This is a genomic window from Pantoea sp. C2G6 (assembly GCF_051336815.1).
In the GTDB taxonomy this organism is placed as follows: Bacteria; Pseudomonadota; Gammaproteobacteria; order Enterobacterales; family Enterobacteriaceae; genus Pantoea.
This window is the reverse complement of sequence record NZ_JBGMNJ010000014.1, coordinates 89,127-114,120: the sequence shown is the minus strand read 5'-3', so window position 1 is coordinate 114,120 and position 24,994 is coordinate 89,127. Positions and strand designations below refer to the sequence as shown.

Annotated in this window: 24 protein-coding genes; 13 read left to right on the top strand and 11 right to left on the bottom strand. The window is 57.8% G+C overall.

The window, feature by feature from the left end; translation table 11 throughout:
* Positions 1 to 2: 2 nt before the first annotated feature.
* From ACCW71_RS16910 to ACCW71_RS16900, 3 genes are all read right to left on the bottom strand, one after another.
* On the bottom strand, positions 3 to 971 hold the full coding sequence (locus tag ACCW71_RS16910) for a VirK/YbjX family protein (RefSeq protein WP_436373374.1): 969 nt from the start codon (positions 969 to 971) through the stop codon (positions 3 to 5).
* A 225-nt stretch (positions 972 to 1,196) separates the two neighbouring features.
* Positions 1,197 to 1,814: a superoxide dismutase [Mn] gene (gene sodA / locus ACCW71_RS16905; RefSeq protein WP_436373372.1), complete on the bottom strand. Its 618-nt coding sequence runs from the start codon at positions 1,812 to 1,814 to the stop codon at positions 1,197 to 1,199.
* A 160-nt stretch (positions 1,815 to 1,974) separates the two neighbouring features.
* Entirely contained in the window at positions 1,975 to 3,000 is a 1,026-nt protein-coding gene (locus ACCW71_RS16900; protein WP_436373370.1) for a LacI family DNA-binding transcriptional regulator, read from the bottom strand.
* Between the two features lie 291 nt (positions 3,001 to 3,291).
* On the opposite strand from ACCW71_RS16900, the gene ACCW71_RS16895 reads away from it, so the two are divergent.
* From ACCW71_RS16895 to alsE, 4 genes are all read left to right on the top strand, one after another.
* Positions 3,292 to 3,732, top strand: coding sequence for a PTS sugar transporter subunit IIA (locus ACCW71_RS16895; protein WP_436373368.1), 441 nt, complete (start codon positions 3,292 to 3,294; stop codon positions 3,730 to 3,732).
* 19 nt (positions 3,733 to 3,751) lie between these two features.
* Positions 3,752 to 4,018 (top strand): PTS sugar transporter subunit IIB, encoded by a 267-nt coding sequence (locus ACCW71_RS16890; protein ID WP_436373366.1) that lies wholly within the window; start codon positions 3,752 to 3,754, stop codon positions 4,016 to 4,018.
* A 121-nt stretch (positions 4,019 to 4,139) separates the two neighbouring features.
* The gene (locus tag ACCW71_RS16885; RefSeq protein ID WP_436373364.1) at positions 4,140 to 5,402 is read left to right on the top strand and encodes a PTS ascorbate transporter subunit IIC; all 1,263 of its coding nucleotides are present in this window, start codon (positions 4,140 to 4,142) and stop codon (positions 5,400 to 5,402) included.
* Positions 5,403 to 5,444: 42 nt separating this feature from the next.
* Entirely contained in the window at positions 5,445 to 6,122 is a 678-nt protein-coding gene (alsE, locus tag ACCW71_RS16880; RefSeq protein ID WP_436373362.1) for a D-allulose 6-phosphate 3-epimerase, read from the top strand.
* Positions 6,123 to 6,159: 37 nt separating this feature from the next.
* On the opposite strand, the gene ACCW71_RS16875 is transcribed toward alsE, so the two are convergent.
* Positions 6,160 to 7,500: an aspartate aminotransferase family protein gene (locus ACCW71_RS16875; protein ID WP_436373360.1), complete on the bottom strand. Its 1,341-nt coding sequence runs from the start codon at positions 7,498 to 7,500 to the stop codon at positions 6,160 to 6,162.
* A 204-nt stretch (positions 7,501 to 7,704) separates the two neighbouring features.
* Here ACCW71_RS16875 and ACCW71_RS16870 point away from each other — a divergent pair, with 204 nt between their 5' ends.
* The gene (locus ACCW71_RS16870) at positions 7,705 to 8,481 is read left to right on the top strand and encodes a DeoR/GlpR family DNA-binding transcription regulator (protein WP_436373358.1); all 777 of its coding nucleotides are present in this window, start codon (positions 7,705 to 7,707) and stop codon (positions 8,479 to 8,481) included.
* Here the strand turns inward: ACCW71_RS16870 and fdhD are convergent.
* Positions 8,478 to 9,302, bottom strand: coding sequence for a formate dehydrogenase accessory sulfurtransferase FdhD (gene fdhD / locus ACCW71_RS16865; protein WP_436373357.1), 825 nt, complete (start codon positions 9,300 to 9,302; stop codon positions 8,478 to 8,480). The genes ACCW71_RS16870 and fdhD overlap by 4 nt on opposite strands.
* A gap of 405 nt (positions 9,303 to 9,707) precedes the next feature.
* Here fdhD and fdnG point away from each other — a divergent pair, with 405 nt between their 5' ends.
* From fdnG to ACCW71_RS16840, 5 genes are read left to right on the top strand one after another with little or no spacing between them, the layout of a single operon-like run.
* Positions 9,708 to 12,758, top strand: a complete 3,051-nt coding sequence (gene fdnG / locus ACCW71_RS16860) for a formate dehydrogenase-N subunit alpha (RefSeq protein ID WP_436373355.1) — start codon at positions 9,708 to 9,710, stop codon at positions 12,756 to 12,758.
* Between the two features lie 12 nt (positions 12,759 to 12,770).
* On the top strand, positions 12,771 to 13,667 hold the full coding sequence (fdxH, locus tag ACCW71_RS16855; RefSeq protein ID WP_436373354.1) for a formate dehydrogenase subunit beta: 897 nt from the start codon (positions 12,771 to 12,773) through the stop codon (positions 13,665 to 13,667).
* Entirely contained in the window at positions 13,667 to 14,308 is a 642-nt protein-coding gene (fdoI, locus tag ACCW71_RS16850) for a formate dehydrogenase cytochrome b556 subunit (RefSeq protein ID WP_436373352.1), read from the top strand. Before fdxH ends, fdoI begins: the two co-directional genes overlap by 1 nt.
* Positions 14,308 to 15,231 (top strand): formate dehydrogenase accessory protein FdhE, encoded by a 924-nt coding sequence (gene fdhE / locus ACCW71_RS16845; RefSeq protein WP_436373350.1) that lies wholly within the window; start codon positions 14,308 to 14,310, stop codon positions 15,229 to 15,231. The genes fdoI and fdhE overlap by 1 nt, the downstream gene beginning before the upstream one ends.
* Positions 15,232 to 15,253: 22 nt before the next feature.
* Complete coding sequence (locus ACCW71_RS16840; protein WP_436373348.1) at positions 15,254 to 15,865, top strand: glutathione S-transferase; 612 nt, start codon at positions 15,254 to 15,256, stop codon at positions 15,863 to 15,865.
* Positions 15,866 to 15,983: 118 nt separating this feature from the next.
* On the opposite strand, the gene ACCW71_RS16835 is transcribed toward ACCW71_RS16840, so the two are convergent.
* The 4 genes from ACCW71_RS16835 to glyQ form a co-directional block, all read right to left on the bottom strand.
* On the bottom strand, positions 15,984 to 16,298 hold the full coding sequence (locus ACCW71_RS16835) for a type II toxin-antitoxin system RelE/ParE family toxin (protein WP_436373346.1): 315 nt from the start codon (positions 16,296 to 16,298) through the stop codon (positions 15,984 to 15,986).
* Positions 16,298 to 16,576, bottom strand: a complete 279-nt coding sequence (locus ACCW71_RS16830; protein ID WP_436373344.1) for a type II toxin-antitoxin system ParD family antitoxin — start codon at positions 16,574 to 16,576, stop codon at positions 16,298 to 16,300. The genes ACCW71_RS16835 and ACCW71_RS16830 overlap by 1 nt, the downstream gene beginning before the upstream one ends.
* Positions 16,577 to 17,037: 461 nt before the next feature.
* Entirely contained in the window at positions 17,038 to 19,107 is a 2,070-nt protein-coding gene (gene glyS, locus ACCW71_RS16825; protein ID WP_436373342.1) for a glycine--tRNA ligase subunit beta, read from the bottom strand.
* Positions 19,108 to 19,116: 9 nt separating this feature from the next.
* The gene (glyQ, locus tag ACCW71_RS16820) at positions 19,117 to 20,028 is read right to left on the bottom strand and encodes a glycine--tRNA ligase subunit alpha (protein ID WP_031375581.1); all 912 of its coding nucleotides are present in this window, start codon (positions 20,026 to 20,028) and stop codon (positions 19,117 to 19,119) included.
* Positions 20,029 to 20,247: 219 nt separating this feature from the next.
* Between glyQ and ACCW71_RS16815 the strand changes: the two genes are divergently transcribed.
* Positions 20,248 to 21,243 (top strand): acyltransferase, encoded by a 996-nt coding sequence (locus tag ACCW71_RS16815; RefSeq protein ID WP_436373340.1) that lies wholly within the window; start codon positions 20,248 to 20,250, stop codon positions 21,241 to 21,243.
* A gap of 9 nt (positions 21,244 to 21,252) precedes the next feature.
* Here the strand turns inward: ACCW71_RS16815 and yieH are convergent, their stop codons facing one another.
* Positions 21,253 to 21,912, bottom strand: coding sequence for a 6-phosphogluconate phosphatase (yieH, locus tag ACCW71_RS16810; protein ID WP_436373339.1), 660 nt, complete (start codon positions 21,910 to 21,912; stop codon positions 21,253 to 21,255).
* Between the two features lie 151 nt (positions 21,913 to 22,063).
* Here yieH and ACCW71_RS16805 point away from each other — a divergent pair, with 151 nt between their 5' ends.
* Positions 22,064 to 23,377, top strand: a complete 1,314-nt coding sequence (locus tag ACCW71_RS16805) for an NCS2 family permease (RefSeq protein WP_436373337.1) — start codon at positions 22,064 to 22,066, stop codon at positions 23,375 to 23,377.
* A 34-nt stretch (positions 23,378 to 23,411) separates the two neighbouring features.
* On the opposite strand, the gene ACCW71_RS16800 is transcribed toward ACCW71_RS16805, so the two are convergent.
* Positions 23,412 to 24,161: a 4'-phosphopantetheinyl transferase family protein gene (locus ACCW71_RS16800; protein WP_436373335.1), complete on the bottom strand. Its 750-nt coding sequence runs from the start codon at positions 24,159 to 24,161 to the stop codon at positions 23,412 to 23,414.
* A 304-nt stretch (positions 24,162 to 24,465) separates the two neighbouring features.
* Between ACCW71_RS16800 and ACCW71_RS16795 the strand changes: the two genes are divergently transcribed.
* Positions 24,466 to 24,933: a helix-turn-helix domain-containing protein gene (locus ACCW71_RS16795; RefSeq protein ID WP_436373333.1), complete on the top strand. Its 468-nt coding sequence runs from the start codon at positions 24,466 to 24,468 to the stop codon at positions 24,931 to 24,933.
* The last annotated feature ends 61 nt before the right edge of the window (positions 24,934 to 24,994 follow it).

Below are 24,994 nucleotides of genomic sequence, written 5' to 3'. Positions count from 1 at the left end.
GATCAGGCGGCAGCCTGATCGACCTCCGCTTTGCGTTCGCCGGTGGCGGCATAGACCTGCTCCACCAGCGAATCCAGCAGTTCATAACGCCGGCGATACTCTGCCCGCTTCTTACTGGCGATCTCCTCCAGCGCTTTACGCGGCAGGCTCAGCGGCAGCGTAAATACCCCATCCCGGCGGGCTTCGCCCCCCAGCGATAGCCAGAACTCACTGTAGCTGGCAAAGAACTTATCCCCTTTGCTGTGCCGATAGCGCAGGCTGCGGAAGACGTGGGTCTCATCACCCACCGCCAGGATATTTTCCACCCCGGCCTGTTCCGCAACAATAAATAGCGCTTCCATTAACAGGCGTTTCGGAAAGAGACCATGAGCGGCTTTTGTCGCTTCGCGGATCAGATCATTACTGATATGTTTACGCGGCCCCTGTAATCCGCCAATTAACAGGGTGCGCTGGTTATGCTCGTTGATAATTGAAAACGACAGCGAGGCAATAATCTCGCTGTTATAACGCAATACCAGCGTCACTTCCCCTTCACGGTCGAAATAACCGGAACTGCATGAGAGTAAAAAGGTTTCACCATTTTTACCGCTCAGGGTCGCCAGCGGATTATCACCGGCGCTTTGCAGCAGCTGGCACAGGGCCGGGTTTGCCAGGTTATTCATCAGCGTATAGTGATCGAGGATCGCCTGAGCACGCTGCGCAATCGTGAACCCCGCACGCAGATAGGGCCGGTGCAGCTTGGCGGGCAGCAGCCCCTGGGTTTTCATCAGCAGCGTGATCTGGGGTAAATGCGACAGCGTATCCAGATAATGCATGGTCGTCAGCGGCGATATTAGCGTTCTTAACACAAATTTCAGCCGAAAACGTTTACTCATCCAGAGTTTATTCGGCACATATTTTCCGCTAATTAACTGAAAAAAGAGCGAAGCGGAGGAATCAGTCGTGGTTTCGTGCGTAGTTATAATTGACATAGTCAGCGACACAGAGTGAGCAGGAATGTCGCTAATAATAAAGCAGCCAATATCAACGGCAGGTTAATGTGTCATAAAGCGACAAAGCCAGCCGTTCAGAAAAAGACCAGTTGTTGATTTTTGGTTTAATTTGGCAATGAAAAAATTTATATCGAATTAAAGGCAAAAAAAACCGGCGAAATAAATTCCACCGGTTTATCGTTACTGCGTTAACACGGAGTTAACTTACTGAGCAGCGGCAAAGCGGGCGGCTGCCTCGTCCCAGTTAACCACGTTCCAGAACGCTTTGATGTAGTCAGGACGCTTGTTCTGATACTTCAGGTAGTAAGCGTGCTCCCACACATCCAGACCGATGATTGGGAAGCCAGAGACGCCGGCGATCGCTTCGCCCATCAGCGGGTTGTCCTGGTTAGCGGTAGAGACCACGGCCAGTTTGTCGCCTTTCTTAACCAGCCACGCCCAGCCAGAGCCGAAACGGGTCGCGGCCGCTTTCTCAAACTCTTCCTGGAATTTTTCCACGCTGCCGAAATCTTTCTCGATGGCGGCTTTCAGATCGCCCTGTAACGTGGTGCCGGTTTTCAGGCCTTTCCAGAACAGGCTGTGGTTGGCGTGGCCACCGGCGTTGTTGCGCAGTGGGCCTTTTTTGTCTGCTGGCAGCTGATCCAGTTTAGTGATCAGCTCATCAACCGGCAGATTGGCAAATTCAGTGCCTTCCAGCGCCGCGTTAGCGTTGTTCACGTAGGTCTGGTGATGTTTAGTGTGATGGATTTCCATCGTCTGCTTGTCGAAATGCGGTTCCAGTGCGTCGTATGCGTAAGGCAGGGATGGCAGTGAATAACTCATGTTCTTCCTCTCCATTTAGTGTTTGGGCAGCACGACGAATTCGGGACGTGCCGCGTAAGCAGTCGAATCATTATAGTTAAATTCATGTAGCGTAAAAGCGTAATGAATGCCCTATTAACCTTAAGGGTTTGACCGGTCAGGTAAAAGCAACCCATTGTTTTTATAGCCTGCCGGTACTGGCGCGCATTTTTATGGCGGCGGGCAGCTCGTTATAGAGCGGCGGTTCCTCCCCTTCCAGCGCCGCCAGCAGCCGTTTACCGGCCACCCGCCCCATCTCTTCATAAGGGATCGCGACCGTGGTCAGCTGCGGCGAACAGACGGCGGAGATCTGCCCACCGCCAATAGAGGCTATCGCCAGCTGGTCCGGCACCGCGATACCCGCCGCATGACAGGCCATCATCGCGCCGCAGGCGACCTCTTCAGTGGTGCAAATCAGCACATCCAGCTCCGGCCAGGTGAGGCGGATTTCCGCTAACAGCCCATGCCCGGTGGTCAGGGTAGGCGGCAAGGGCGAAGAGACCACGCGATGCGGCGCCTGATTCATCGCCAGCATCCCGCTCTGCCAGCCATTCAGCAGCTGGCGGAAAATCGTGCTGCTGGTCTGGGTGCAGAGCAGACCTGGATGGCGATACCCGGCCTCAATCAGGTTACGCACCAGCTGGCGCACCGCTCTGGCGTAGTCGACACCGATACTGATGCCGGGCGAATCATGATTCACTCCGCCAATATCAATCACCGGCACACCGGAGTGCGCCAGTAACCGGTGCGAATCGGCGGTGCTGTCGAAACTGAAGTGCACCATGGCGGCGGGATGATAAGCGAGCAATCTCTCAATCAGTTTGCTCTCATCCGCCGCTGAATGATTCGCTTCCGCCAGCATCATGGTGTACCCCTGCGGGCGCAGCACCTGCTGTAGCGCTTCGGAAACGGCTGAGCAGCCCGGCGTGGCAAAAGAGGGAACCACCATCGTGACCAGCCGCGATGAGGCGGAAGCCAGATTGCTCGCCTGGACATTAGGCACATAACCCAGCTCCGCCACCGCGGCGTCTATCTTCTCGCGGATGTCAGGAGAGACTTTTTCGGGCATCCGTAACGCCCGCGATGCGGTCATGGTACTGACACCCACTAAACGGGCAACATCGGCCAGCGTACTTTTGCCGGTACTGCGCCGTCGCTTTTCTGCCATGCGTTCTCCTGACTGACTGCTTTTTTGACTGGACGCAGCTTAAGATCAATTACGTTTTCGCGCCATGCTAAAACTACGCTTTTGCGCATCCTTTCCGGCTGAAATCCACAGTAAAAGCGCCATCTTAGCCGCCCGCTGCAAACCCTGTTATGCGCCTTGCCAGAAATGTTAGCGATAACACAGATTTTAACATTGCCGATGTTAGCGCTAACTTTTGAGACTATCATCACAGTAAGGAGGTCGGCAAATCGCCCAGAATGCAGGCCAGGCAGCAACCACCAGGAAAACAGCATGCTTACTCAATGGCTTACTCCCGAGACGATTAGCATCGTGGATCACGTTTCTGACTGGCAGACGGCGGTGCGCCAGGCCGCCAGACCTTTACTGGCGAGCGGCGCCATCACCCCCGCTTATCTCGACGCTATTTTTGCCACGCACGCGGAAATCGGCCCCTACTATGTGCTGACGCCCGGCCTGGCCCTGCCGCACGCCCGCCCCGAACAGGGCGCATGTCACAACGGCCTGTCGCTGCTGCATATTCGTCAGGGCGTCCGCTTCCACGCGGCGGAGAACGATCCGGTGTTTGTGGTGATTATGCTCAGTGCCCTTTCCGGCGACGACCATATCCGCATGATTACCCAGCTCGCTGAGCTGTTCAGCGATGAATCACGTCTGCAACAGCTGTTGGTCGCAGATACCTTATCCGCCATTCAGGCGGTCATTAGCCAGTAAATCACCAGAGACGACAACCATGAAAAAAGTATTAATTGTGTGCGGAAATGGTTTAGGCAGCAGTTTTATTGTGGAGATGAACGTAAAAAAGATCCTGGCGGAATTAAATAAACAGGCGGAGGTGACTCATACCGATTTAACCTCAGCGAAATCGGAGCAGGCCGATCTGATTATCAGCGCTAACGATATTGCGGAACAGTTAGCGGGTCATCCGGCCCCGGTATTTGGTTTAAGCAACCTGCTGGATAATGGACGGATTAAAGCGATCCTGGCTGAGAATTTATAATTATTCCTTTCGCTCCTGCCTCGCTGCAATCAGGGTCAGCGATACCTCGCCCACCAACAGATCGCGGGGAAGTCCGGCAAGCGCGCAGATGCAGCCGCAGGAGTCACCGACGGAGCCATTTATGCTGCAATTTATTATTCAGGATGTTCTTGGAACACCCGCGATACTTGTCGGCCTGTTTTCGCTGATCGGATTATTACTGCAAAAGAAAGCCTTTTCCGACGTGATCTCCGGCACGCTAAAAACCATTATGGGATTTGTTATTTTAATCGCCGGTGCCGGCCTGATTGCCGCCACACTGACCATTTTCAGCCAGCTGTTTGAGCACTCCTTTGCCATTCAGGGAGTGGTGCCCAATACCGATGCGATGGCGGCGCTGGCGCAGAAAAATTATGGCACCGAAACCGCCATGATTATGGTTTTCGGGATGCTGGTGAATATTCTGCTGGCTCGCATCACCCCGCTGAAATACATTTTTCTGACCGGCCACCATACTCTCTATATGGCGGCGATGCTGGCGGTCATCCTCTCGGTGGGCGGCATCAGTGGCGTCTGGCTGGTGGTGATCGGTTCGCTGATCCTCGGCGCGATGATGGTTGTCAGTCCGGCGATTTTGCAGCCTTTTACCCGGCAAATCACTCACTCTGACGATCTGGCCCTGGGTCACTTTGGCTCCTCCGGCTATCTGCTGGCCGCGCTGACCGGCAAGCTGGTCGGTAAAGGCAGCCCCTCCATCGAGGAGCTGAAAGTCCCTAAGACCCTGAACTTTCTGCGCGACTCCTCGATCGCCATCTCACTGACCATGATGATCCTGTTCATCGCGCTGGTGCTGGTGGCGGGCAAAACCTTCACCGAGAGCCAGGTCAGCGATGGGCAGAACTTCATCGTCTTTGCCATCATCCAGTCCATTACCTTCGCGGCGGGCGTCTATATCATCCTCGCCGGGGTGCGCATGGTGATCGCTGAAATCGTTCCGGCGTTCAAAGGCATCGCCGACAAGCTGGTCCCCAACGCCAGACCCGCGCTGGATTGTCCGACAGTCTTTCCGTTTGCGCCCAATGCCGTGATCATCGGCTTTCTCAGCAGCTTTGCGGCGGGACTGATCAGTATGTTCCTTTGCCCGCTGTTTGGTCTCAGCGTGATCGTGCCCGGCCTGGTGCCCCACTTCTTCTGCGGTGCGACCGCCGGCGTCTACGGCAATATTACCGGCGGACGGCGCGGCGCGGTGATCGGGGCTTTTGTACAGGGACTGCTGATCTCGTTTCTGCCCGCGATTCTGCTGCCGCTGATGGGTGACCTGGGCTTCGCCTCAACCACCTTTGGCGACGCTGACTTCGGTATTATCGGCATTATTCTCGGCCATATTGTGGCGTTTTTTAATTAACGCCGGGCGTGGCGCGACGAACCAGATAATGAGGATCTTATAATGGACGCTAAATTTTCCCCTTCGCTGATGTGCATGGATTTGACCCGCTTTCGCGAGCAGATTGAAGCGATGAATAGCAGGGCCGCTTTTTATCACGTCGATATTATGGATGGCAGCTATGTAAAAAATATCACGCTGTCACCCTTCTTTATCAGCAACCTGAAAAAAATCACCGACGTACCGATTGACGTGCATTTAATGGTCAATCACCCTGAAGATATTATCCCTCTCTGCCTTGACGCAGGCGCGGATATTATTAGCTTTCACCCGGAGACCGCCAGTAATAAAATATTTCGCCTGCTGAACCAGATTAAACAGGCTGGCCGTCGCTGTGGTGTGGTGTTAAATCCGGCGACCCCGGTGGAGAGCATTCGCGAATATGCCCATCTGCTGGATAAAGTCACGGTGATGTCGGTCGATCCGGGCTTCGCAGGCCAGAGATTCATTCCTGAAACGCTGAATAAAATTCGTCAGTTAATTCAGCTGCGCAACAGTTCCGGCTACCACTATCTGACGGAGATTGATGGCTCCTGTAATGCGGCGACCTTCCGGGAAATCGCCGCCTCCGGCGTCGAGGTGTTTATTGTCGGCACCTCAGGGCTGTTCAGCCTGGCGGACGATGTGGCTGAGGCCTGGCAGCGGATGGAGTCGCTGTTCCTGACGGAAACCGCCGCCTGAAACGCAACCGGCGGTATCCTGACCGCCGGTGCTTTTATTAGCGGTCCAGTTCGCGCAGCGATCTGTCGAGCGCGCCGACCAGCCAGTCAATATCCTGCGGCTGGAAAGCCAATGGCGGACGCAGTTTCAGCACGTTGCCATAGGGACCGGCGACCGAAGTCAGTACCCGATGCTCACGCAGTTTCTCGATCAGATCCAGCGCCAGGGCTTTATCCGGCGTTTTGCTGTGGCGATCGGTAACCAGTTCAAAACCGATAAACAGACCGGCTCCGCGGACATCACCGACGCACTCATAGCGATCCATCAGGGTTCTCAGCTCCGCCAGCAGCTGCGCGCCGACCACGCGGCTATGCTCCTGCAAGCCCTCTTCGGTGATCACTTTCAGCACCGCCTGCGCCGCCGCCATCGCCACCGGATTGCCGCCAAAGGTGTTGAAGTAGGGAATCGAGTCACTGAAGGCGGCCAGCACCTCGCTTTTAGCCAGCAGGCCGGAAACCGGAATACCGTTGCCCATCGGTTTGCCGGTGGTAATAATATCCGGTACCACATCGTGGCGGCCAAAGCCCCAGAACGCATCACCGGTGCGGCCAAAGCCAGGCTGTACTTCATCGGCAATAAAGATCCCGCCGTTGGCGTGCACCACCTCGACCGCTTTTTTCAGGAAGCCGCGCGGATCAGGCAGTACCCCGTCGGAGGAGAAGATTGAGTCCGCCAGGAAACCGGCGAATTTAATGCCGTGCGCCGCCATATCATCGATCTGCTGCTGAATCTGCTGCGCGAACCACTCGCCCAGGTCGGGAGCATCGACGCGATAAGCGTCCGGTGGCAGCACCAGTCGGGTGGTGGGGGCCAGCGGCTGTCCGCTGCCCAGCGCCGGTGAAGCCCCGGAGGTGAGTTCACTGGTGCCGTGATACGCCTCCTGGCTGACAATAATGCCGCTGCCGCCGCTGAAGGCGCGCGCCACACGGATCGCCAGATCGTTAGCCTCGGAGCCGGTGCACATATACATCGCCCGGTCGATCGCCGCAGGCGCGGTGGCCAGCAGCGCTTCGCTGTAGTCGAGGATGTTCTCATGCAGATAGCGGGTGTGGGTATTCAGCATTTTCATCTGCTGCGTCACCGCCTCAATCACCGCCGGATGGCAATGGCCGATGCTCGCCACGTTGTTATAGACGTCGAGATATTTATCGCCCGCCGCATCCCACAGATATTGCCCTTCGCCCCGCACCAGATGGACCGGTTTGCGGTAGAACAGGCGATAGGATTCGCCCAGCACTTTGCTGCGTTTATCGGTCAGTTTGCGCGTGTCGCTATCCAGCGCATCCGCATGTTCGGCACGAAAACTGTTGGTATCCATAATGGTGGATCGCGTGGCCATAATGACTCCCGTGACAAGGATAGAGGGGTGAGCTGCCCTTACATCATGCCTGCCTGTGGAAAAAATGCAACCAAATACACAAATACAATAAAATACACATGACGCGGGCGCAGCGCTCCGCTAATCTCTCTGCCAGACGGTGCCGGACGCAGCGGCCTCATTCGCGTATCATCGGCGCTCTTCGCGCCTTATAAGGAACTCTCTATGTTGCAGGAAACGCGCCTTCACCGCATCCGTGTGCTGCTGAACCGGCTTAACCAGGTCAGCACCGAACAGATCATCAGGGAGCTGGGGGTGTCTCGCGAAACCGCGCGCCGGGATATTATTGAGCTGGAGGCGCAGGGTCAGGCGCGTCGCGTGCATGGCGGGCTGGTCGCGATAGAGACGCCCGCCGAGCCACCGCTGACGGAGCGTCTTGCCGCGCGGGCGAAAGAGAAACGCGCCATCGCCCGCGCCGCCGCCCAGCTGTTACAGCCAGGCCAGACGCTGTTTCTCGACGCGGGCAGTACCACCACGCTGCTGGCAGAGGAGCTGCGCGCCCTGTCCGGTCTGACGATAGTGACCAACAGCCTGCATGCTGCGCTGGCGCTGAGCGCCGGGGAAGAGGATCAGCCGCTGAATAACCAGATTATTTTGCTGGGCGGGACGATGTCAGCCGGGGCGCAGCAGACGCGCGGTGAAATCACCGTCGGCGAGATCAGCCGCTATCGCGCCGACGTGGCGCTGCTGTCGCCGGTCGGCATTGAGGCGAACTGCGGTGCCAGCAGCTTTCACCTGCATGAAGCAGCGATTGCCCGTGCGATGGTGCAGCACTCCGCCGCCTGCTATCTGCTGGCCGATCACAGCAAGCTGGGAGTGGTCAGCCGTATGGTGTACGCGCCACCCAAGGCGATCACCACCCTGATCACCGACAGCGGTGGCGATAATAGTGCGGCACTGCATGCGCTACAGCAGACCCTGGCCGCGGTGAAGGTGGTTTAGCTCAGTCGCTGAGGATGGGTGTAGACCGTGGCGCGGCCAGGTTTGCTGAACCCCACCAGCGTAAGATTGCAGCGCTCGGCCACCTCAACCGCCAGCCGGGTCGCCGCCGAGACCGCGAACAGAATTTCGACGCCGCACATCGCGGACTTCTGCACCATCTCATAGCTGGCGCGGCTGGAGACCAGCACCGCGCCCGGCCCCCACTCAGCCTGACTGCGATACCCCAGCAGCTTATCCAGCGCCACGTGGCGACCGACATCTTCACAGCCTCCGGCCAGCTGACCATCGGGCTGGATCCACGCGGCGGCATGGGTGCAGCCGGTTTTCTGTCCCACCGGCTGATAATCTTTCAGCTGGCTCAGCGCCAGGTCGAGATGGTCCAGCGCGAACCGCTGAGTAAACGGCAGCGGCGACAGCGGCTTACCAATCTGATCCAGCTGTTCGACACCACATACGCCACAGCCGGTACGCCCTGCCAGCGCACGACGCTGTTCTTTCAGCGCCATAAAGCGGCGGCTGGAAAGCTCAATCTGCACTTCAATGCCGCCGCAGCCCGGCACAACGTCCATGCCAAAGATGTCGCCGGGGGCATCGATAATCCCTTCTGATAGCGAGAAACCCAGCGCAAACGCCTCCAGATCTTTGGGCGTGGTCATCATCACCACATGCGAGATGCCGTTATAGACCAGCGCCACCGGAACCTCGTCCGCCAGCCAGTCCGCCTGCGCGGTGCTGAGGTCAGCGCGCTGCCAGACCTGCGTGCTGCTGACGCCGGCCTGAATTGTTAAATCTTCGCCTGAAGCAGGCTGGATAGCTTTCAAAAGGTACGACCCGTTGTTAACAAATATGAAAAAGAGAGCCATCAGCGCGACTGCACGGCAGGCGTCTGACGCGCACTGATTTTGCCTGCTGGCCCGATACAGCGCAAATAAACAGCGGGGCAATTCATGCGGTTTTGGGGTCGCTGACGGCGCGGCCACGCGGGTTGGCGGGCAGAACCGGCGCGGCCAGCCTCAATTCGTTAACATCCATGCGCATAAAACAATGGTAATAAGCTACCGCACTTAAAAATCTGCTTGCAGCCTGGCTGCTCCGACTAAATTTTTTAACAAAATTTAGAAAAAGAATTACTAATGACTAACCTCTTGACTCTGGTCAACTTACACGCAAATAGGGCTGCTATTTTGCATTGCTTCGCAATGGAGCAAACAAAGAAGAACGATAAAATGCAAATTAACAGACGGAGTTTTTTCAAAATCTGTGCTGGCGGGCTGGCAGGTACCAGCGCGGCGTTGTTAGGTTTTGCCCCCACCACCGCTTTAGCCAGCGTCAGAGAATTCAAACTCATTCGTGCCAGAGAAACCCGCAACAACTGTACCTACTGTTCAGTCGGCTGCGGCATGCTGATCTACAGCCTGGGCGATGGCGCGAAAAACGCCAGCGCCTCGATTTACCACATTGAAGGCGACCCCGACCATCCGGTCAGCCGCGGCTCGCTCTGCCCGAAAGGGGCGGGCGTGCTCGACTTCATTCACAGCGAACAGCGGCTGAAATACCCGGAATACCGCGCGCCCGGCTCGGATAAGTGGCAGCGCATCAGCTGGGAAGAGGCGTTTGACCGTATCGCCCGCCTGATGAAGCAGGATCGCGACGCCAATTTCCAGGCCACCAACGCCGCAGGCGTGACGGTTAACCGCTGGCCGACCACCGCCATGCTCTGCTCATCCGCCGCCAGTAATGAAACCGGCCTGCTCGACCAGAAATTTGCCCGCGCGCTCGGTATCCTGGCGCTGGAAAACCAGGCCCGGCTCTGCCACGGCCCGACCGTCGCGGCGCTGGCCCCGAGTTTCGGCCGCGGGGCGATGACCAATAACTGGAACGACATTAAAAACGCCAACGTGGTGATGATCATGGGCGGCAACCCCGCTGAAGCGCATCCGGTGGGGTTCAAATGGGTGATTGAAGCCAAAACCCATAACAAGGCGCAGGTCATCGTGGTCGATCCGCGCTTTAACCGCTCGGCGTCGGTCGCCGATTTCTACGCGCCGCTGCGCGCCGGCAGCGACGTGGTGTTCCTGATGGGGGTGATCAACTATCTGCTGCAACACAATCAGATCCAGCAGGAGTATGTTCGCGCCTTTACCAATGCGGCGCTGATTGTCAGTGAAGGCTACAGCTTCACTGACGGGCTGTTCAGCGGCTACGACGCGACAACCCGCCAGTACGATCGCCAGAGCTGGCAGTATGAGCTGGATGAAAACGGCCACGCCCGCCGCGATGAGAGCTTCGCCCATCCGCGCTGCGTGCTGAACCTGCTGAAAACCCACGCCAGCCGCTATACCCCGGAGATGGTGACGCGCCTGTGTGGCACCGCGAAAGAGGACTTTATCGCGGTGTGCGAGCAGCTCGCCTCCACCAGCGTACCCAATCGCACCGCCACCATTCTCTATGCGCTGGGCTGGACCCATCACACCAACGGCTCGCAGATTATCCGTACCGCGGCGATGATCCAGCTGCTGCTCGGCAATATTGGTATGCCTGGCGGCGGCATCAACGCGCTGCGCGGTCACTCCAACGTGCAGGGCTATACCGATCTCGGTCTGCTGACCCAGAGCCTGCCGGGGTATCTGCCGCTGCCCTCCGAGAAGATGACCACGCTGGCGACCTATCTCCAGAAAGCGACGCCGGTTTCTCCTCTGCCGGACCAGGTCAACTACTGGCAGAACACCGATAAGTTTTTCGTCAGCCTGATGAAAAGTTTCTACGGCGACAAAGCCACGGCGGAAAACCAGTGGGGCTACGACTGGCTGCCAAAATGGGATAAGAGCTACGACTGCATGGCGCAGGCGGAGATGATGGAGCAGGGCAAGCTGAACGGCTGTCTGATTCAGGGCTTCAACATGCTGGCCGCCTTCCCGGATAAAAACAAAGCGGTCCGGGCGCTTTCCCGCCTGAAATATATGGTGGTGATCGACCCACTGCGCACCGAAACCTCCAGCTTCTGGCAGCATCACGGCGAATTCAACGATGTCGATCCGTCGCAAATCCAGACCGAAGTCTTCCGCCTGCCCTCTTCCTGCTTCGCTGAAGAGTCGGGTTCGGTGGCTAACTCCTCGCGCTGGTTGCAGTGGCACTGGGCAGCGGCCGAGCCGCCAGCTGAAGCACTGCATGACGGCAGAATTCTCGGCAACCTGTTCCTGCGGCTGCGCGCGCTCTATCAGCAGGAAGGCGGAGCCACGCCTGAACCGCTGATGGCGATGCGCTGGGAGTACCGCGATCCCTCTAATCCAGAGCCGGAAGAGGTGGCGCAGGAGAGTAACGGTCAGGCGCTGGCGGATATTTATGATGCCAGCGGCAAGCTGCTGCTGAAGAAAGGCCAGCAGCTTAACGGGTTCGCCGAGCTGCGCAACGACGGCACCACCGCCAGTGCCTGCTGGATCTACAGCGGCAGCTGGACCCCGGAAGGCAACCAGATGGCGCGCCGCGACAACGCCGATCCCTCAGGGCTGGGCGCTGTTTCCGGCTGGGCCTGGGCCTGGCCAGCCAACCGCCGCATTCTCTATAACCGCGCCTCCGCCGATGCCCAGGGTAAAGCCTGGGACCCGAAACGTCGCCTGATTGAGTGGGATGGCGCTCGCTGGCACGGCATCGACGTACCGGATTATCCGGTCACGCTGTCGCCGCAGCAGCAGGCGGGGCCATTTATCATGCAGCCCGATGGTCTCGGCCACCTGTTTGCGCTCGACAAAATGGCCGACGGTCCGTTCCCGGAACATTACGAACCGATGGAAAGCCCGCTCGGCGACAACCCGCTGCATCCGCAGCAGCGTCACAGTCCGGTGGTCCGCGTGTTCAGCAGCGACGCCGCGCAACTGGGCGAGGTCGCCGACTATCCCTGTGTCGCCACCACCTATTCGATCACCGAACTGTTCCGCCACTGGACCAAACACGCCCTGCTGAACGCGATCGCGCAGCCGGAGCAGTTTGTGGAGATTGGTGCTGAGCTGGCAGAGGAGAAAGGCATACAGGCCGGGGATAGCGTCAAAGTCTCGTCCCACCGTGGCTATATCAAAGCCAAAGCGGTGGTAACACGTCGTCTGCCGCGTCTGATGATTGACGGCAAGCCGGTTGATACCGTGGGTATTCCCTGTCACTGGGGGTTTGAAGGCACCACCCGTAAAGGCTTCCTCGCCAATACGCTGACGCCTTCGGTTGGCGATGCCAACTCGCAGACCCCGGAGTACAAGGGATTTTTAGTGAAAGTTGAAAAAGCGTAACGGTAGATGACAATGGCTTATCAATCACAAGATATTATCCGTCGCTCAGCGACCAACGGCTTTACTCCGCCGCCGCAGGCGCGCGATCACCAACGCGAAGTGGCGAAACTCATCGACGTGACCACCTGTATCGGCTGCAAAGGCTGTCAGGTCGCCTGTTCCGAATGGAACGACATTCGCGATGAAGTCGGTCACAACATCGGGGTCTATGACAATCCTACCGATCTCTCCGCCAAATCCTGGACGGTGATGCGCTTTTCGGAAGTTGAAGAGAACGGCAAGCTGGCCTGGCTGATCCGTAAAGATGGCTGTATGCACTGTGCCGATCCCGGCTGCCTGAAAGCCTGCCCGTCGGCAGGCGCGATCATTCAGTACGCCAACGGCATCGTCGATTTTCAGTCAGAGCAGTGTATCGGCTGCGGCTACTGCATCGCCGGCTGCCCGTTCAACGTGCCACGGCTGAACAAAGAGGATAACCGCGCCTACAAATGCACCCTGTGTGTCGATCGCGTCACTGTCGGCCAGGAGCCTGCCTGTGTCAAAACCTGCCCGACCGGTGCGATTCATTTCGGCAGCAAAAGCGACATGCTGACGCTGGCGGCGGAGCGCGTGGCGGAACTGAAGTCACGCGGATTTGACCATGCGGGCCTCTACAACCCGGAAGGCGTGGGCGGCACCCATGTGATGTACGTGCTGCATCATGCTGACAAGCCTCAGCTCTATCATGGTCTGCCCGCTAACCCGAGCATCAGCCCTGCCGTCACCTTCTGGAAAGGGATCTGGAAACCGCTGGCGGCGGTGGGTTTTGCCGCCACCTTCGCCGCCTCTATCTTCCACTATGTCGGCGTTGGCCCGAACCGGGTTGAAGAGCACGACGACAACGACGATCACCCTGAGGAGCATCAATAATGAAAAAGTCCGATCGTCTGGTGCGTTACCGCGCACCCGAACGCATCAATCACTGGATTGTCGCGATTTGCTTTGTCATGGCCGCGCTGAGCGGATTAGGCTTTTTCTTTCCCTCCTTCAACTGGCTGATGCAGATATTCGGCACGCCACAGCTGGCGCGTATCCTGCATCCTTTTGTCGGGGTGGTGATGTTTGCCGCCTTTATGCTGATGTTTTTGCGTTACTGGAAGGCCAATCTGATCAACCGGGATGACCTCTGCTGGGCCAGAAATATCCATCGGATCGCCCGCAACGAAGAGGTGGGTGACACCGGTAAATATAACTTTGGTCAGAAGTGTGTGTTCTGGGCTGCTATCATCAGTTTAGTGTTGCTGCTTGCCAGCGGTATTGTGATCTGGCGGCCCTACTTTGCCGATGCCTTTGCCATTCCGCTGATTCGTCTGGCGCTGATTGTGCATTCGGTCTCCGCGGTGGCGCTGATTATCTTCATTATGGTGCATGTTTATGCTGCATTGTGGGTTAAAGGAACACTCACCGCGATGGTGGAGGGCTGGGTCAGCGCCGAATGGGCCAGACATCACCACCCCCGCTGGTACCGTGAGCAGCGCAATCCGCCAATAAAACAGGAAAAACGCCCCTGATGAGTATTCGCATAATCCCGCAAGATCAGCTGGAGAAAAGCGAAAAAACAACGGCGGAGATGATTCCGCCGTTACTTTTTCCACGGCTGAAAAATTTATACAGCCGTCGTGCTGCGCGACTGCGCGACCTGGCGGCGAAAAATCCACTCGGTGACTATCTGCGCTTTGCGGCGATGATCGCCGAAGCGCAGGAGATTGTGCTGTATGACCACCCGCTGCACATCGATCTGCATGCGCGTCTGACCCAAAGCGCCAGCGAGGGTAAGCCACCGCTGAACATTCACACTCTGCCGCGCGATCCGCACTGGCAACGGCTGCTGCACTCGCTGATTGCCGAGCTGAAACCGGAGATGAGCGGTCAGGCACTGGCGGTGCTGGAGAATCTGGAGAAGGCGTCCGCCACCGAGCTGGAGACGCTGGCCGCAGCGCTGTTTGCCGGTGAGTATGCGCAGGTCAGCAGCGATAAAGCGCCGTTTATCTGGGCGGCGCTCTCGCTCTACTGGGCGCAGATGGCGGCACTGATCCCCGGCAAAGCGCGGGCGGAAATGGGCGAGCAGCGCCAGTTCTGTCCGGTCTGCGCCAGTATGCCGGTCGCCAGCGTGGTCCATATGGGCAGTCACGAAGGCGCGCGCTACCTGCACTGCAATCTGTGTGAAAGTGAATGGCATGTGGTGCGCAGCAAATGCAGCCAGTGCGAACAGTCGCGGGATCTGCACTACTGGTCGCTGGACAGCGAGCAGGCCGCGGTGAAAGCGGAGAGCTGTGGTGACTGTGGCACCTACCTGAAGATGCTCTATCAGGAGAAAGATCCCGCTATCGAACCGGTGGCGGACGATCTGGCCTCGCTGATCCTGGATGCCCGCATGGAGCAGGAAGGCTTCGCGCGCAGCAGCCTGAATCCCTTTATGTTTCCTGGCGAATAGTCATGACTGACGGAGAAACCTGATGAAACTGATTGGCAGCTATACCAGCCCGTTTGTGCGTAAGATATCGATCATCATGCTGGAAAAAGGCATTATTTTTGAGTTCGTTAACGCATCGCCCTACAGCGATGACAGCCATGTGCCGCACTACAATCCGCTGGGCAAAGTCCCGGCGCTGGTCGCTGACAATCAGCAAATCTGGTTCGACTCCAGCATCATCGCGGAGTTTCTGGAACTGCGCGGGGCAGCACCGGCGCTGCTGCCAGCCGACCCGCTCGCTTCACTTAACGTCCGCCAGCTGGAGAAGCTGGCGGACGGCATCAGCGATGCCGCGCTGGTGATTGTGCGCGAGCAGATGCGACCGGGCGATCAACAGTCGGAAGAGGTACTGCTGCGCAATCGTGACAAGATCCAGCGCGGTCTTGATAAGCTGGAAGCGATGGCGGCGGAAGGGAAATGGCTGAATAGCGGCCAGCTCAATCTGGCGGATATTGCCACCGGTTGCATGATCGGTTATCTGAATTTCCGTCGCGTGGTGCCAAACTGGTGTGTGGAGCGGCCCGCGCTGGTGAAGCTGGCGGAGACGCTGTTTCAGCGCGAGAGTTTTGCGCGCACCACGCCGCCTGCGGCGTGAGGGTGAGAGCGACAGGTTTCCTGACGCATCGGTTAGCAAAGCGGCGACACGTTGCTGCGCTGCGCATGAAAAAACGTTATCTAACGTAACCGACCTGACCAGGCCCTGATCTGACGTTTCAGTCAGTTTTATCTGCGGACAGGTCGTTTTCGTAATCCTGCCCGCCATGCCATATGCCCAAAACAGTTACTGTTCTCTTTGATAGCATAAAGGCAATGATTGTTCGCCTGCGGTAATGGGTAATTCTCAGTCCGGGCAGAAGATCATCGCGGCTGTTTCCTCTGTAAGGGAACAGCGCAAGAGACTCACAGTAATCGATGATGTTTTCTGTAAAGCTCAGAGCGGTATAGGGTGTCGCTGCCTGCGCGATATAGCGATAAAGTTCAGCCAGTTGTTCCTGCGCCTCTGGTGCAAACACCACCCTGTAAAGCATTACTCCTCCCCAATAGCCTTCCTGTGTTCGGCTTTCAGCCTGTCCCTGATCTCCTTAGCGCTCAGACTTTCTGTCTCACCACTGCGAAGCGCTTCCCAGGCTGGTAACACCTTTTCGCTCAGCCATTGATCCACGGCATTATCCCTGGCCATCAGCGCCCGAAGACCTTCGCGAATCACTTCACTTTCCGATGCATATTCGCCGCTGGCAACACGAGCCTTCACCTGAGCTGCCATTTCGTTTGGCAGTGTAATACTCATCTGTTGTGTTGTTCTCATGGGTAACCTCACTCTTCTGCCTGATAGGATTTAATCATACTCACCTTTATGGCAGCTGTCAGTTCTATACCCTGCTGAGTTACTCATCCCTGAAGATGAGGTCGCTCAGAGTTTTCATCAGTCCGATACTCGCTCTTTCCTGATAATGCCCAGGCATCTCTGGCCCGATCGGTGCAGGTTACAGCGCATCCGAACTGATAACGTGAGTAGTGACACATTGATTGCGCATTTTAACAGCCGTTCAGCCACTGTCATTACCGGACAGGGTAAGGGTTATTCGCTTTTCAGAGAGAGGTCGCAGTTCAGAACGTCGCTTTCAGCGGGCTGCCTGAACCAGAGAAAACAGGGCAAGAAGAGCGTAACGGGCGCTTTGAGATAAGGGCCTATCGGTGAGTACTTCACCGAAATAAGTCCATAAAAAAGGGACGATTGCTCGTCCCTTTTTTGCACCGCAGAGAGGATTACTGCAACAGCGAAATATCCGCCACTTGCAGGAACAGCTCGCGCAGTTTGGACAGCAGCGTCAGGCGATTGACCCGCACCGCCTGATCGTCGGCGTTCACCATCACTTTATCGAAGAAGTTATCGACCGCTTCACGCAGCTGCGCCAGCTCGTTCAGCGCATCCTGATAGCGCCCTTCGGCGAAGTAAGGCTGGAGTTTGCTGCTCAGCGCGGTCACAAAGGTCGCCAGCTGGATTTCTGCGTTCTCTTTCAGCAGCGACGCCTGCACGCTCTCATTCAGCGTTTCGGTCGATTTCGCCAGAATGTTAGAGACGCGCTTGTTGGCCGCCGCCAGCGCTGCCGCAGCCTCCAGCGTACGGAAGTGTGACACCGCTTTCATCCGCGCATCAAAGTCAGCCGGACGGGTCGGACGACGCGCCAGCACCGCCTGGAGCGTATCGATGCTGTGACCCTCTTCCTGATACCAGGTGCGGAAACGGCCCAGCATAAAGTCGATCACCTCATCCACCACATGGGCGTTGCTCAGCTTGCTGCCATAGAGACGCACCGCCTCTTCGGTCAGGGTTTGCAGATCGAGCGGCAGGTTCTTCTCGACGATGATACGCAGCACGCCCAGCGCCGCACGACGCAGCGCAAACGGATCTTTGTCGCCTTTTGGATGCTGACCAATGCCAAAAATACCGGCCAGCGTATCCATCTTGTCGGCAATCGCCAGCGCACAGGCCACCGGGCTGGATGGCAGTTCGTCACCGGCAAAACGCGGCTGATACTGCTCATTCAGCGCCACTGCCACATCTTCAGCTTCGCCGTCGTGACGCGCATAATGCATCCCCATCACGCCCTGGGTGTCGGTGAACTCAAAGACCATGTTGGTCATCAGGTCACATTTCGACAGCAGGCCCGCGCGGGTCGCGTGATTCACATCCGCGCCAATCTGACCGGCAATCCAGCCCGCCAGCGCCTGAATGCGATCGGTTTTGTCGCGCAGCGTACCCAGCTCTTTCTGGAACAGCACGGTTTCCAGACGCGGCAGGTGATCTTCCAGACGCTTTTTACGGTCGGTATTAAAGAAGAACTCCGCATCGGCCAGGCGTGGACGCACCACTTTCTCGTTGCCGGAGATAATCTGGCGCGGATCGCTGGATTCGATGTTGGTGACGAAAATGAAGTTCGGCAGCAGTTTGCCGTCGTTGTCATACACCGGGAAATATTTCTGATCGCCTTTCATGGTGTAGACCAGCGCTTCCGCCGGCACCTTGAGGAATTTCTCTTCAAAGGTGGCGGTCAGGACCACCGGCCACTCCACCAGCGAGGTCACCTCTTCCAGCAGGCTGTCGCTGAGATCGGCGGTGCCGCCCAGCTTGCGTGCGGCGGCTTCGGCGTCGGCTTTGATCATCGCCTTGCGGGTCTGGTAATCGGCGATGACTTTACCGCGTTTTTCCAGCACGTCAGGATATTGATCGGCATCCTCAAGGAGAATGTCATGCTCACCCATAAAGCGGTGGCCGCGAATGGTGCGCGCTGACTCAATGCCGAGGATTTTGCCCGGGATCAGCTCGTCGCCCAGCAGCATCGTCACGGTGTGAACCGGACGGACGAACTGCACATCGCTGTCGCCCCAGCGCATCAGTTTTGGCACCGGCAGCTTGCCGAGGGCGTTAGCAATCATCGCCGGCAGCAGTGCCTGGGCCGCTTCGCCTTTGACCTGGGCGCGATAAACCAGCCATTCGCCTTTATCGGTGGCGAGGCGCTCAGCCTGATCGACGGTGATGCCGTTACCGCGCGCCCAGCCTTCGGCCGCTTTGGTCGCGTTGCCATCAGCGTCAAACGCCGCGGCCACGGCCGGTCCGCGCTTCTCCACTTCTCTGTCAGGTTGTGAGGCGCTCAGGTTCGCTACTTTCAGCGCCAGACGACGCGGGGCGGCAAACCAGCTGACCTCGCCGTGGCTCAGGTTGGCGGCATCCAGTTCAGCCGTTACCTGCGCGGCAAAGGCTTCCGCCAGGCTACGCAGGGCTTTTGGTGGCAGCTCTTCGGTGCCGATCTCCACCAGGAAAGTTTGTTCAGTCATGGCTGCCTCTTACTTTTTGTTATTGCACATCGGGAAGCCCAGTGCCTCGCGAGAGGCGTAGTAAGCTTCAGCCACGGCTTTGGTCAGAGTACGAATGCGCAGAATATAGCGCTGACGCTCCGTTACCGAGATCGCTTTACGGGCATCCAGCAGGTTAAAGCTGTGCGCCGCTTTCAGAATGCGTTCATAGGCGGGCAGTGGCAGCGGTTTTTCCAGCGCCAGCAGATGCTGTGCTTCTTTCTCGTACTGCTCAAAGCAGGTAAAGAGGAAGTCGACGTCGGCGTATTCGAAGTTATAGGTGGACTGCTCCACTTCGTTCTGATGGAAGACGTCGCCGTAGGTGGTTTTACCCAGCGGGCCGTCGCTCCAGACCAGATCGTAGACGCTGTCGACGCCCTGGATATACATCGCCAGACGCTCCAGACCGTAGGTGATCTCGCCAGTCACCGGCTTACATTCCAGGCCGCCCACCTGCTGGAAGTAGGTGAACTGCGTCACTTCCATGCCGTTGAGCCACACTTCCCAGCCGAGTCCCCAGGCACCCAGCGTCGGGTTTTCCCAGTTATCTTCCACAAAGCGAATATCATGCACCGTCGGGTCCATGCCCAGCTCTTTCAGTGAGCCGAGATAGAGCTCCTGAATGTTGTCTGGTGAGGGTTTGATGATCACCTGGAACTGGTAATAGTGTTGCAGACGGTTCGGGTTTTCACCGTAGCGACCGTCGGTAGGACGGCGTGATGGCTGCACGTAGGCAGCGGCGATCGGCTCCGGGCCGAGTGCCCGCAGGCAGGTCATCGGATGTGAAGTGCCAGCGCCCACTTCCATGTCCAGCGGTTGGACAATGGTGCAGCCCTGACGCGCCCAGTAATCCTGCAAGGTCAGGATCAGGCCCTGAAAGGTCTTGGTATCAAACTTTTGCATGTTGAGTGTGCACGCGCTTCGGTTAGATTAAAAAAAGAGGCCGACAGTATACCCTTTGACCGCGCGATGTGCAGCCGTAAATCCCAGCCGCGACCGGCGCGTTTCGCGGTGGTGCAGGGCGCTGACGTACAGATGGCTCCGAATCCTGCGGGCGGTGGTTGTTGCTGCCGTCGCCTTTGACTACCCTTTTGCGCACGAAGCGATGCGCAAGAGGACGCCATGCCGCAAAAGATTTACTGGATCGATAATTTACGCGCGGTCGCCTGCCTGATGGTGATCGTCATCCACACCACCACCTGGTATATCACCGGACCGATGGCGGTGACCGGTGCCGCCTGGGATGTGGCTAACCTGCTGAACTCCGCGTCGCGCGTCTGCGTGCCGCTGTTTTTTATGATCTCCGGCTACCTCTTTTTTGGTGAGCGCAGCGCTCAGCCGCGCCATATGCTCCGGCTGGTGCTCTGCCTGCTGTTCTACAGCGCGGTGTCGCTGGCCTACATCACCTGGCTGACGCCAATCAGCGAAGGGCGCTCGATTCTGAAGATGTTGCAGAAGCCGGTGTTTTATCACCTGTGGTTCTTCTTTGCGCTGATCGGCATCTATCTGTTTTCGCCGCTGATTCAGGTGAAAACGGTGCAGGCGCGTTATGTGGCGCTGCTGGTGCTGGTGCTGGTGGTGCTCGCCAATCCGAACACCGTCAGCCAGTCGCTGGGGCCGTTTCACTTTCTGCCGGTGAATCTCTATGTCAGCGGCGACAGCATCTACTACTTGCTCTACGCGCTGCTGGGACGGGCGATTGGCACCATGGAGACGGCGAAGCGCGGCCTGACGCCGCTGGCCGCCGGGCTGTTTATCGCCTGTGTAATTGGCATCACGCTGGGGACGAAAAAGGCGCTGATCGTCAACGGAGCCTTTAACGATACCTGGTATCTCTACTGCGGGCCGCTGGTGTTTATCGCGGCGATCAGCCTGCTGCTGGTGTTTAAAAACGCGCTGAACCAGCGCACGCTGCCCGGTTTAGCGCTGATTGCCCGCTATTCCCTGCCGATCTACGGCTTCCACGCGCTGTTTATCCACTATCTGCGCACCCATCACTACGATGACATGTCGCGGCCGTGGCTCGACCTGCCCTGGGTCTTTGGCCTGACGCTGGGCGGCAGTCTGCTGCTGGCGATAGCGCTGAAACGCATCGATAAACGTCACTTCGTCAGCTGACCGGCGGTGCTACACCAGCTGCCAGCCGCGGGCGCGCCACAGCGCGGGCAGTTCCGCCATGTTGTCGAATCGCGTGACCAGCGGATGATCGAGTTCGGGGTTATGCGCATCGGCGCAGTAGTAGAACACCGGGATTCCGGCGGCGATCCCGGCGCGGGCGCCCGCTTCAGAATCATCCACCAGAATACAGCGCTCAATCGGCACCTGCATCTGTTCCGCCGCGTGATACATCAGCTCCGGATCGGGCTTCCAGTGCAGAATGTCATAGCCGCTGTAGAGGCGATCGGCAAACAGCGGCAGCATGCCGGTTAAGCCCAGCGAGTGCTGCATCTTTTTCACCGTACCGTTCGACACCACGCACATCGGCACCCTGATCTGCTCCACCAGCGCTTTCGCACCGGCAATCGGCTGCAACTGTTCATCGAACAGACGCGCCACCTCGGCCCGATAGGCGGTTTCCACCTCTTCCATCGGCAATGTAACCTGGTGCGCCTCACCGACATCACGAATGATGTCGTAGAGTTTGACGCCTTTGTACTGCTCAAACATCTGTTGCAGCGACAGCTCAAGGCCGTAACGGGCGAAGGTGTTGACATAGGCCTGGGTGCAGAGCAGTTCACTGTCCACCAGCGTGCCATCGCAATCAAAAAAGACACATTCTACTGACATCAGACTCTTTCCTTTGCATGAAGGGGCGCTCCACACTCTACCGCACTGAGCGCAGATTGCGAGAGTGGCAAACGGTTGCGAAAAATCATTGTATTGGCCCGATAAAATCGCCAGGATACGCGCCGATGATTTTTTCTTCTGGATGGATGGCATGAGCAAGCAAGGCCTTTTGCAGCGCATCTTCAGGCTGCATGAACATGGCACCACGGTGCGTACCGAAGTGATCGCGGGTATCACCACTTTTCTGACGATGGTCTATATCGTCTTCGTCAATCCGCAGATCCTCGGCGTGGCCGGGATGGATACCCAGGCCGTGTTTGTCACCACCTGCCTGATTGCCGCGTTCGGCAGTATTCTGATGGGGCTGTTCGCCAATCTGCCGGTGGCGCTGGCGCCAGCAATGGGGCTGAACGCCTTTTTCGCCTTTGTGGTGGTCGGGGCGATGGGCTACTCCTGGCAGGTCGGGATGGGCGCAATCTTCTGGGGCGCGGTAGGGCTGCTGATCCTGACGCTGCTGCGGGTTCGCTACTGGATGATAGCCAATATTCCCGTCAGCCTGCGCGTGGGTATTACCGCCGGTATCGGGCTGTTTATCGCCATGATGGGGCTGAAAAACGCCGGTATCATCGTGCCGAATCCCGATACGCTGGTGGCGGTGGGCAATCTGACCTCACACAGCGTGCTGCTGGGCGCGCTGGGCTTCTTTATTATCGCCATTCTGGCATCGCGTAATATCCACGCCGCCGTGCTGATCTCGATGGTGATCACCACCGCCATCGGCTGGATGCTGGGCGACGTGAAGTTTGTCGGCCTGTTCTCGGCCCCGCCCGCGATTACGTCGGTGGTCGGCCAGGTGGATATTAAAGGCGCGTTTAACATCGGTATGGCTGGGGTGATCTTCTCCTTTATGCTGGTCAATCTGTTCGACTCCTCCGGCACGCTGATCGGCGTCACCGACAAAGCGGGCCTGACCGACGAGACCGGCACCTTTCCGCGCATGCAGCAGGCGCTCTATGTCGACAGTATCAGTTCGGTGAGTGGTGCGCTGGCGGGTACCTCGTCAGTAACCGCCTATATTGAGAGCACCTCCGGCGTGGCGATCGGCGGTCGTACCGGCCTGATGGCGGTAGTGACCGGCCTGCTGTTCCTGCTGGTGATGTTCCTGTCACCGCTGGCGGCGATGGTGCCCGCCTACGCCGCCGCGGGCGCGCTGATCTATGTTGGGGTATTAATGACCGCCAGCCTGTCGCGCGTGCACTGGGATGACTTAACCGAAGCGGTGCCTGCTTTTGTTACCGCTGCGATGATGCCGTTCAGTTTCTCGATCACCGAAGGGATTGCGCTGGGTTTTATCGCTTACTGCGTGATGAAGCTGGGCACCGGACGCTGGCGTGAAATCAGCCCGTGCGTGGTGATTGTCGCCCTGCTGTTTGTGCTGAAGATTGTTTTTATCGACGCGCATTAATACAGAGCGCCGCAGCCCACCGGCTGCGGCGTTTTCAGACTTCAGGATGCGCGCTGCGTTCAGCGGGCAGGCTGGTCAGCCGCAGGGCGTGTGGCCCGACATCCGATTTCCCCATCTCCACTTCGCGTAGTGCGCGCCACTGTAGCGTATTGTCCATTTCCCACAGATGCAGACTCCGGGCGGCGGGCGAGAGCGCGCAGGACCAGACCAGCATCGGCTCCGCATCGCAGATCACCTGAATGTCGGGATTGAAGGATGAACGCAGCCGGCCTGCGCCCGGCAGCAGCCGCAGCGAATCCAGCCCCTGATCGCCCTCGCCTGTCAGCTTAAGGATGCTCTGGCGCAGCGTCCAGATTTGCGTCACCGCTTCGGCAAAATCCTGCTGGGCGTTGACCCAGGCAATTTCGCCGGAGGTTAACCCCTGAAGCAGCTGCTCCTGCGTCTGGCGGCTGCGCGCGCGTACAATCTCCATATCCAGCCCGGCACGCCCGCCCTCCTGCGCCAGCAGTACCCCCACCGTATTGCCCGCATAGGCGATACTGAAATCGGGCAGCTCGCGGTCGGCAAAGGCGGGTCGTCCATTCGCCTGGGTGATTAAACGCGGTAGTTCATTGATGCCATACACCCGCAGCATCAGCTGCGCCAGCAGGGTGCGCGCGGCAAGAAATCGTCCACGGCGTTTGTCAGCAAACTGCTGTGCCGTGTCAACGATAGTCTGGGGAATGCGCATATCGATAGCAGCGAAGCCGGGGTCGCCCGTCCACCGTACAAAATGACCAGCCATCTGTCGCTCCGTGAAAATGGTCAGATAATCATCAGGGGCATTGTAAGAATTTTCCTACCTCAATGCATCCGGCATCGCGCAGAATTTATCAAATTAGGAATAGGATGAGCATTCCGGGCAGGTTTACGGCGGCGGGCAAACGTTATTCCAGCAGCGTCATCCAGCACGGATCACGCAGGACGTGACCGGCCGCCGTAGCACGGCTGTCAGCGCGGTGTCATGCTGCTGTCGGGTTTGGATCGTGTTGCGGCGGAAGGCTTAGCAGCACACTGGTGCTTCCACTTTATCACTACGGAGAAACCTGATGAGCAGCATGAATAGATTCAAAGAACATCGTCTGGCCCGGGCGTGGTCGCAGGAACAACTGGCTGAAATGGCCGGACTGAGCACCCGCACCGTCCAGCGGATTGAGAATGGCGAGCGACCTGGGCTGGAAACATTAAGTGCGCTGGCTGCCGTATTTGAGATCGGCGTCGCCGATTTGATCGGACCGCAGAATGGTGAGGATCAGGCACTGGATCAGCGAATCGTCGAGGCGCGTCACAGAGTCGCCAGCGAAGCCGGTTTTTATCGTTCACTGATTACAGCGAGTGTGGTCTGCGCGCTCCTGTTTGCACTTAACCACTTTACCTCGCCAGACAACCGCTGGTCACTGTGGGTGATGGCAATCTGGGGCGCGCTGCTTTTTGTCCGGGCGATCCGGCTCTTTGTTTTTCATGGGCTGACGACACGCTGGCAGCAAAAGCGCCTGCAAAAAATGCTGCGCCGCTGAGATCTCCGCCCTTTCAGCAGTCAGGCGATGATCAATGCGCTTCTGCTAATTCGCGTCGCGA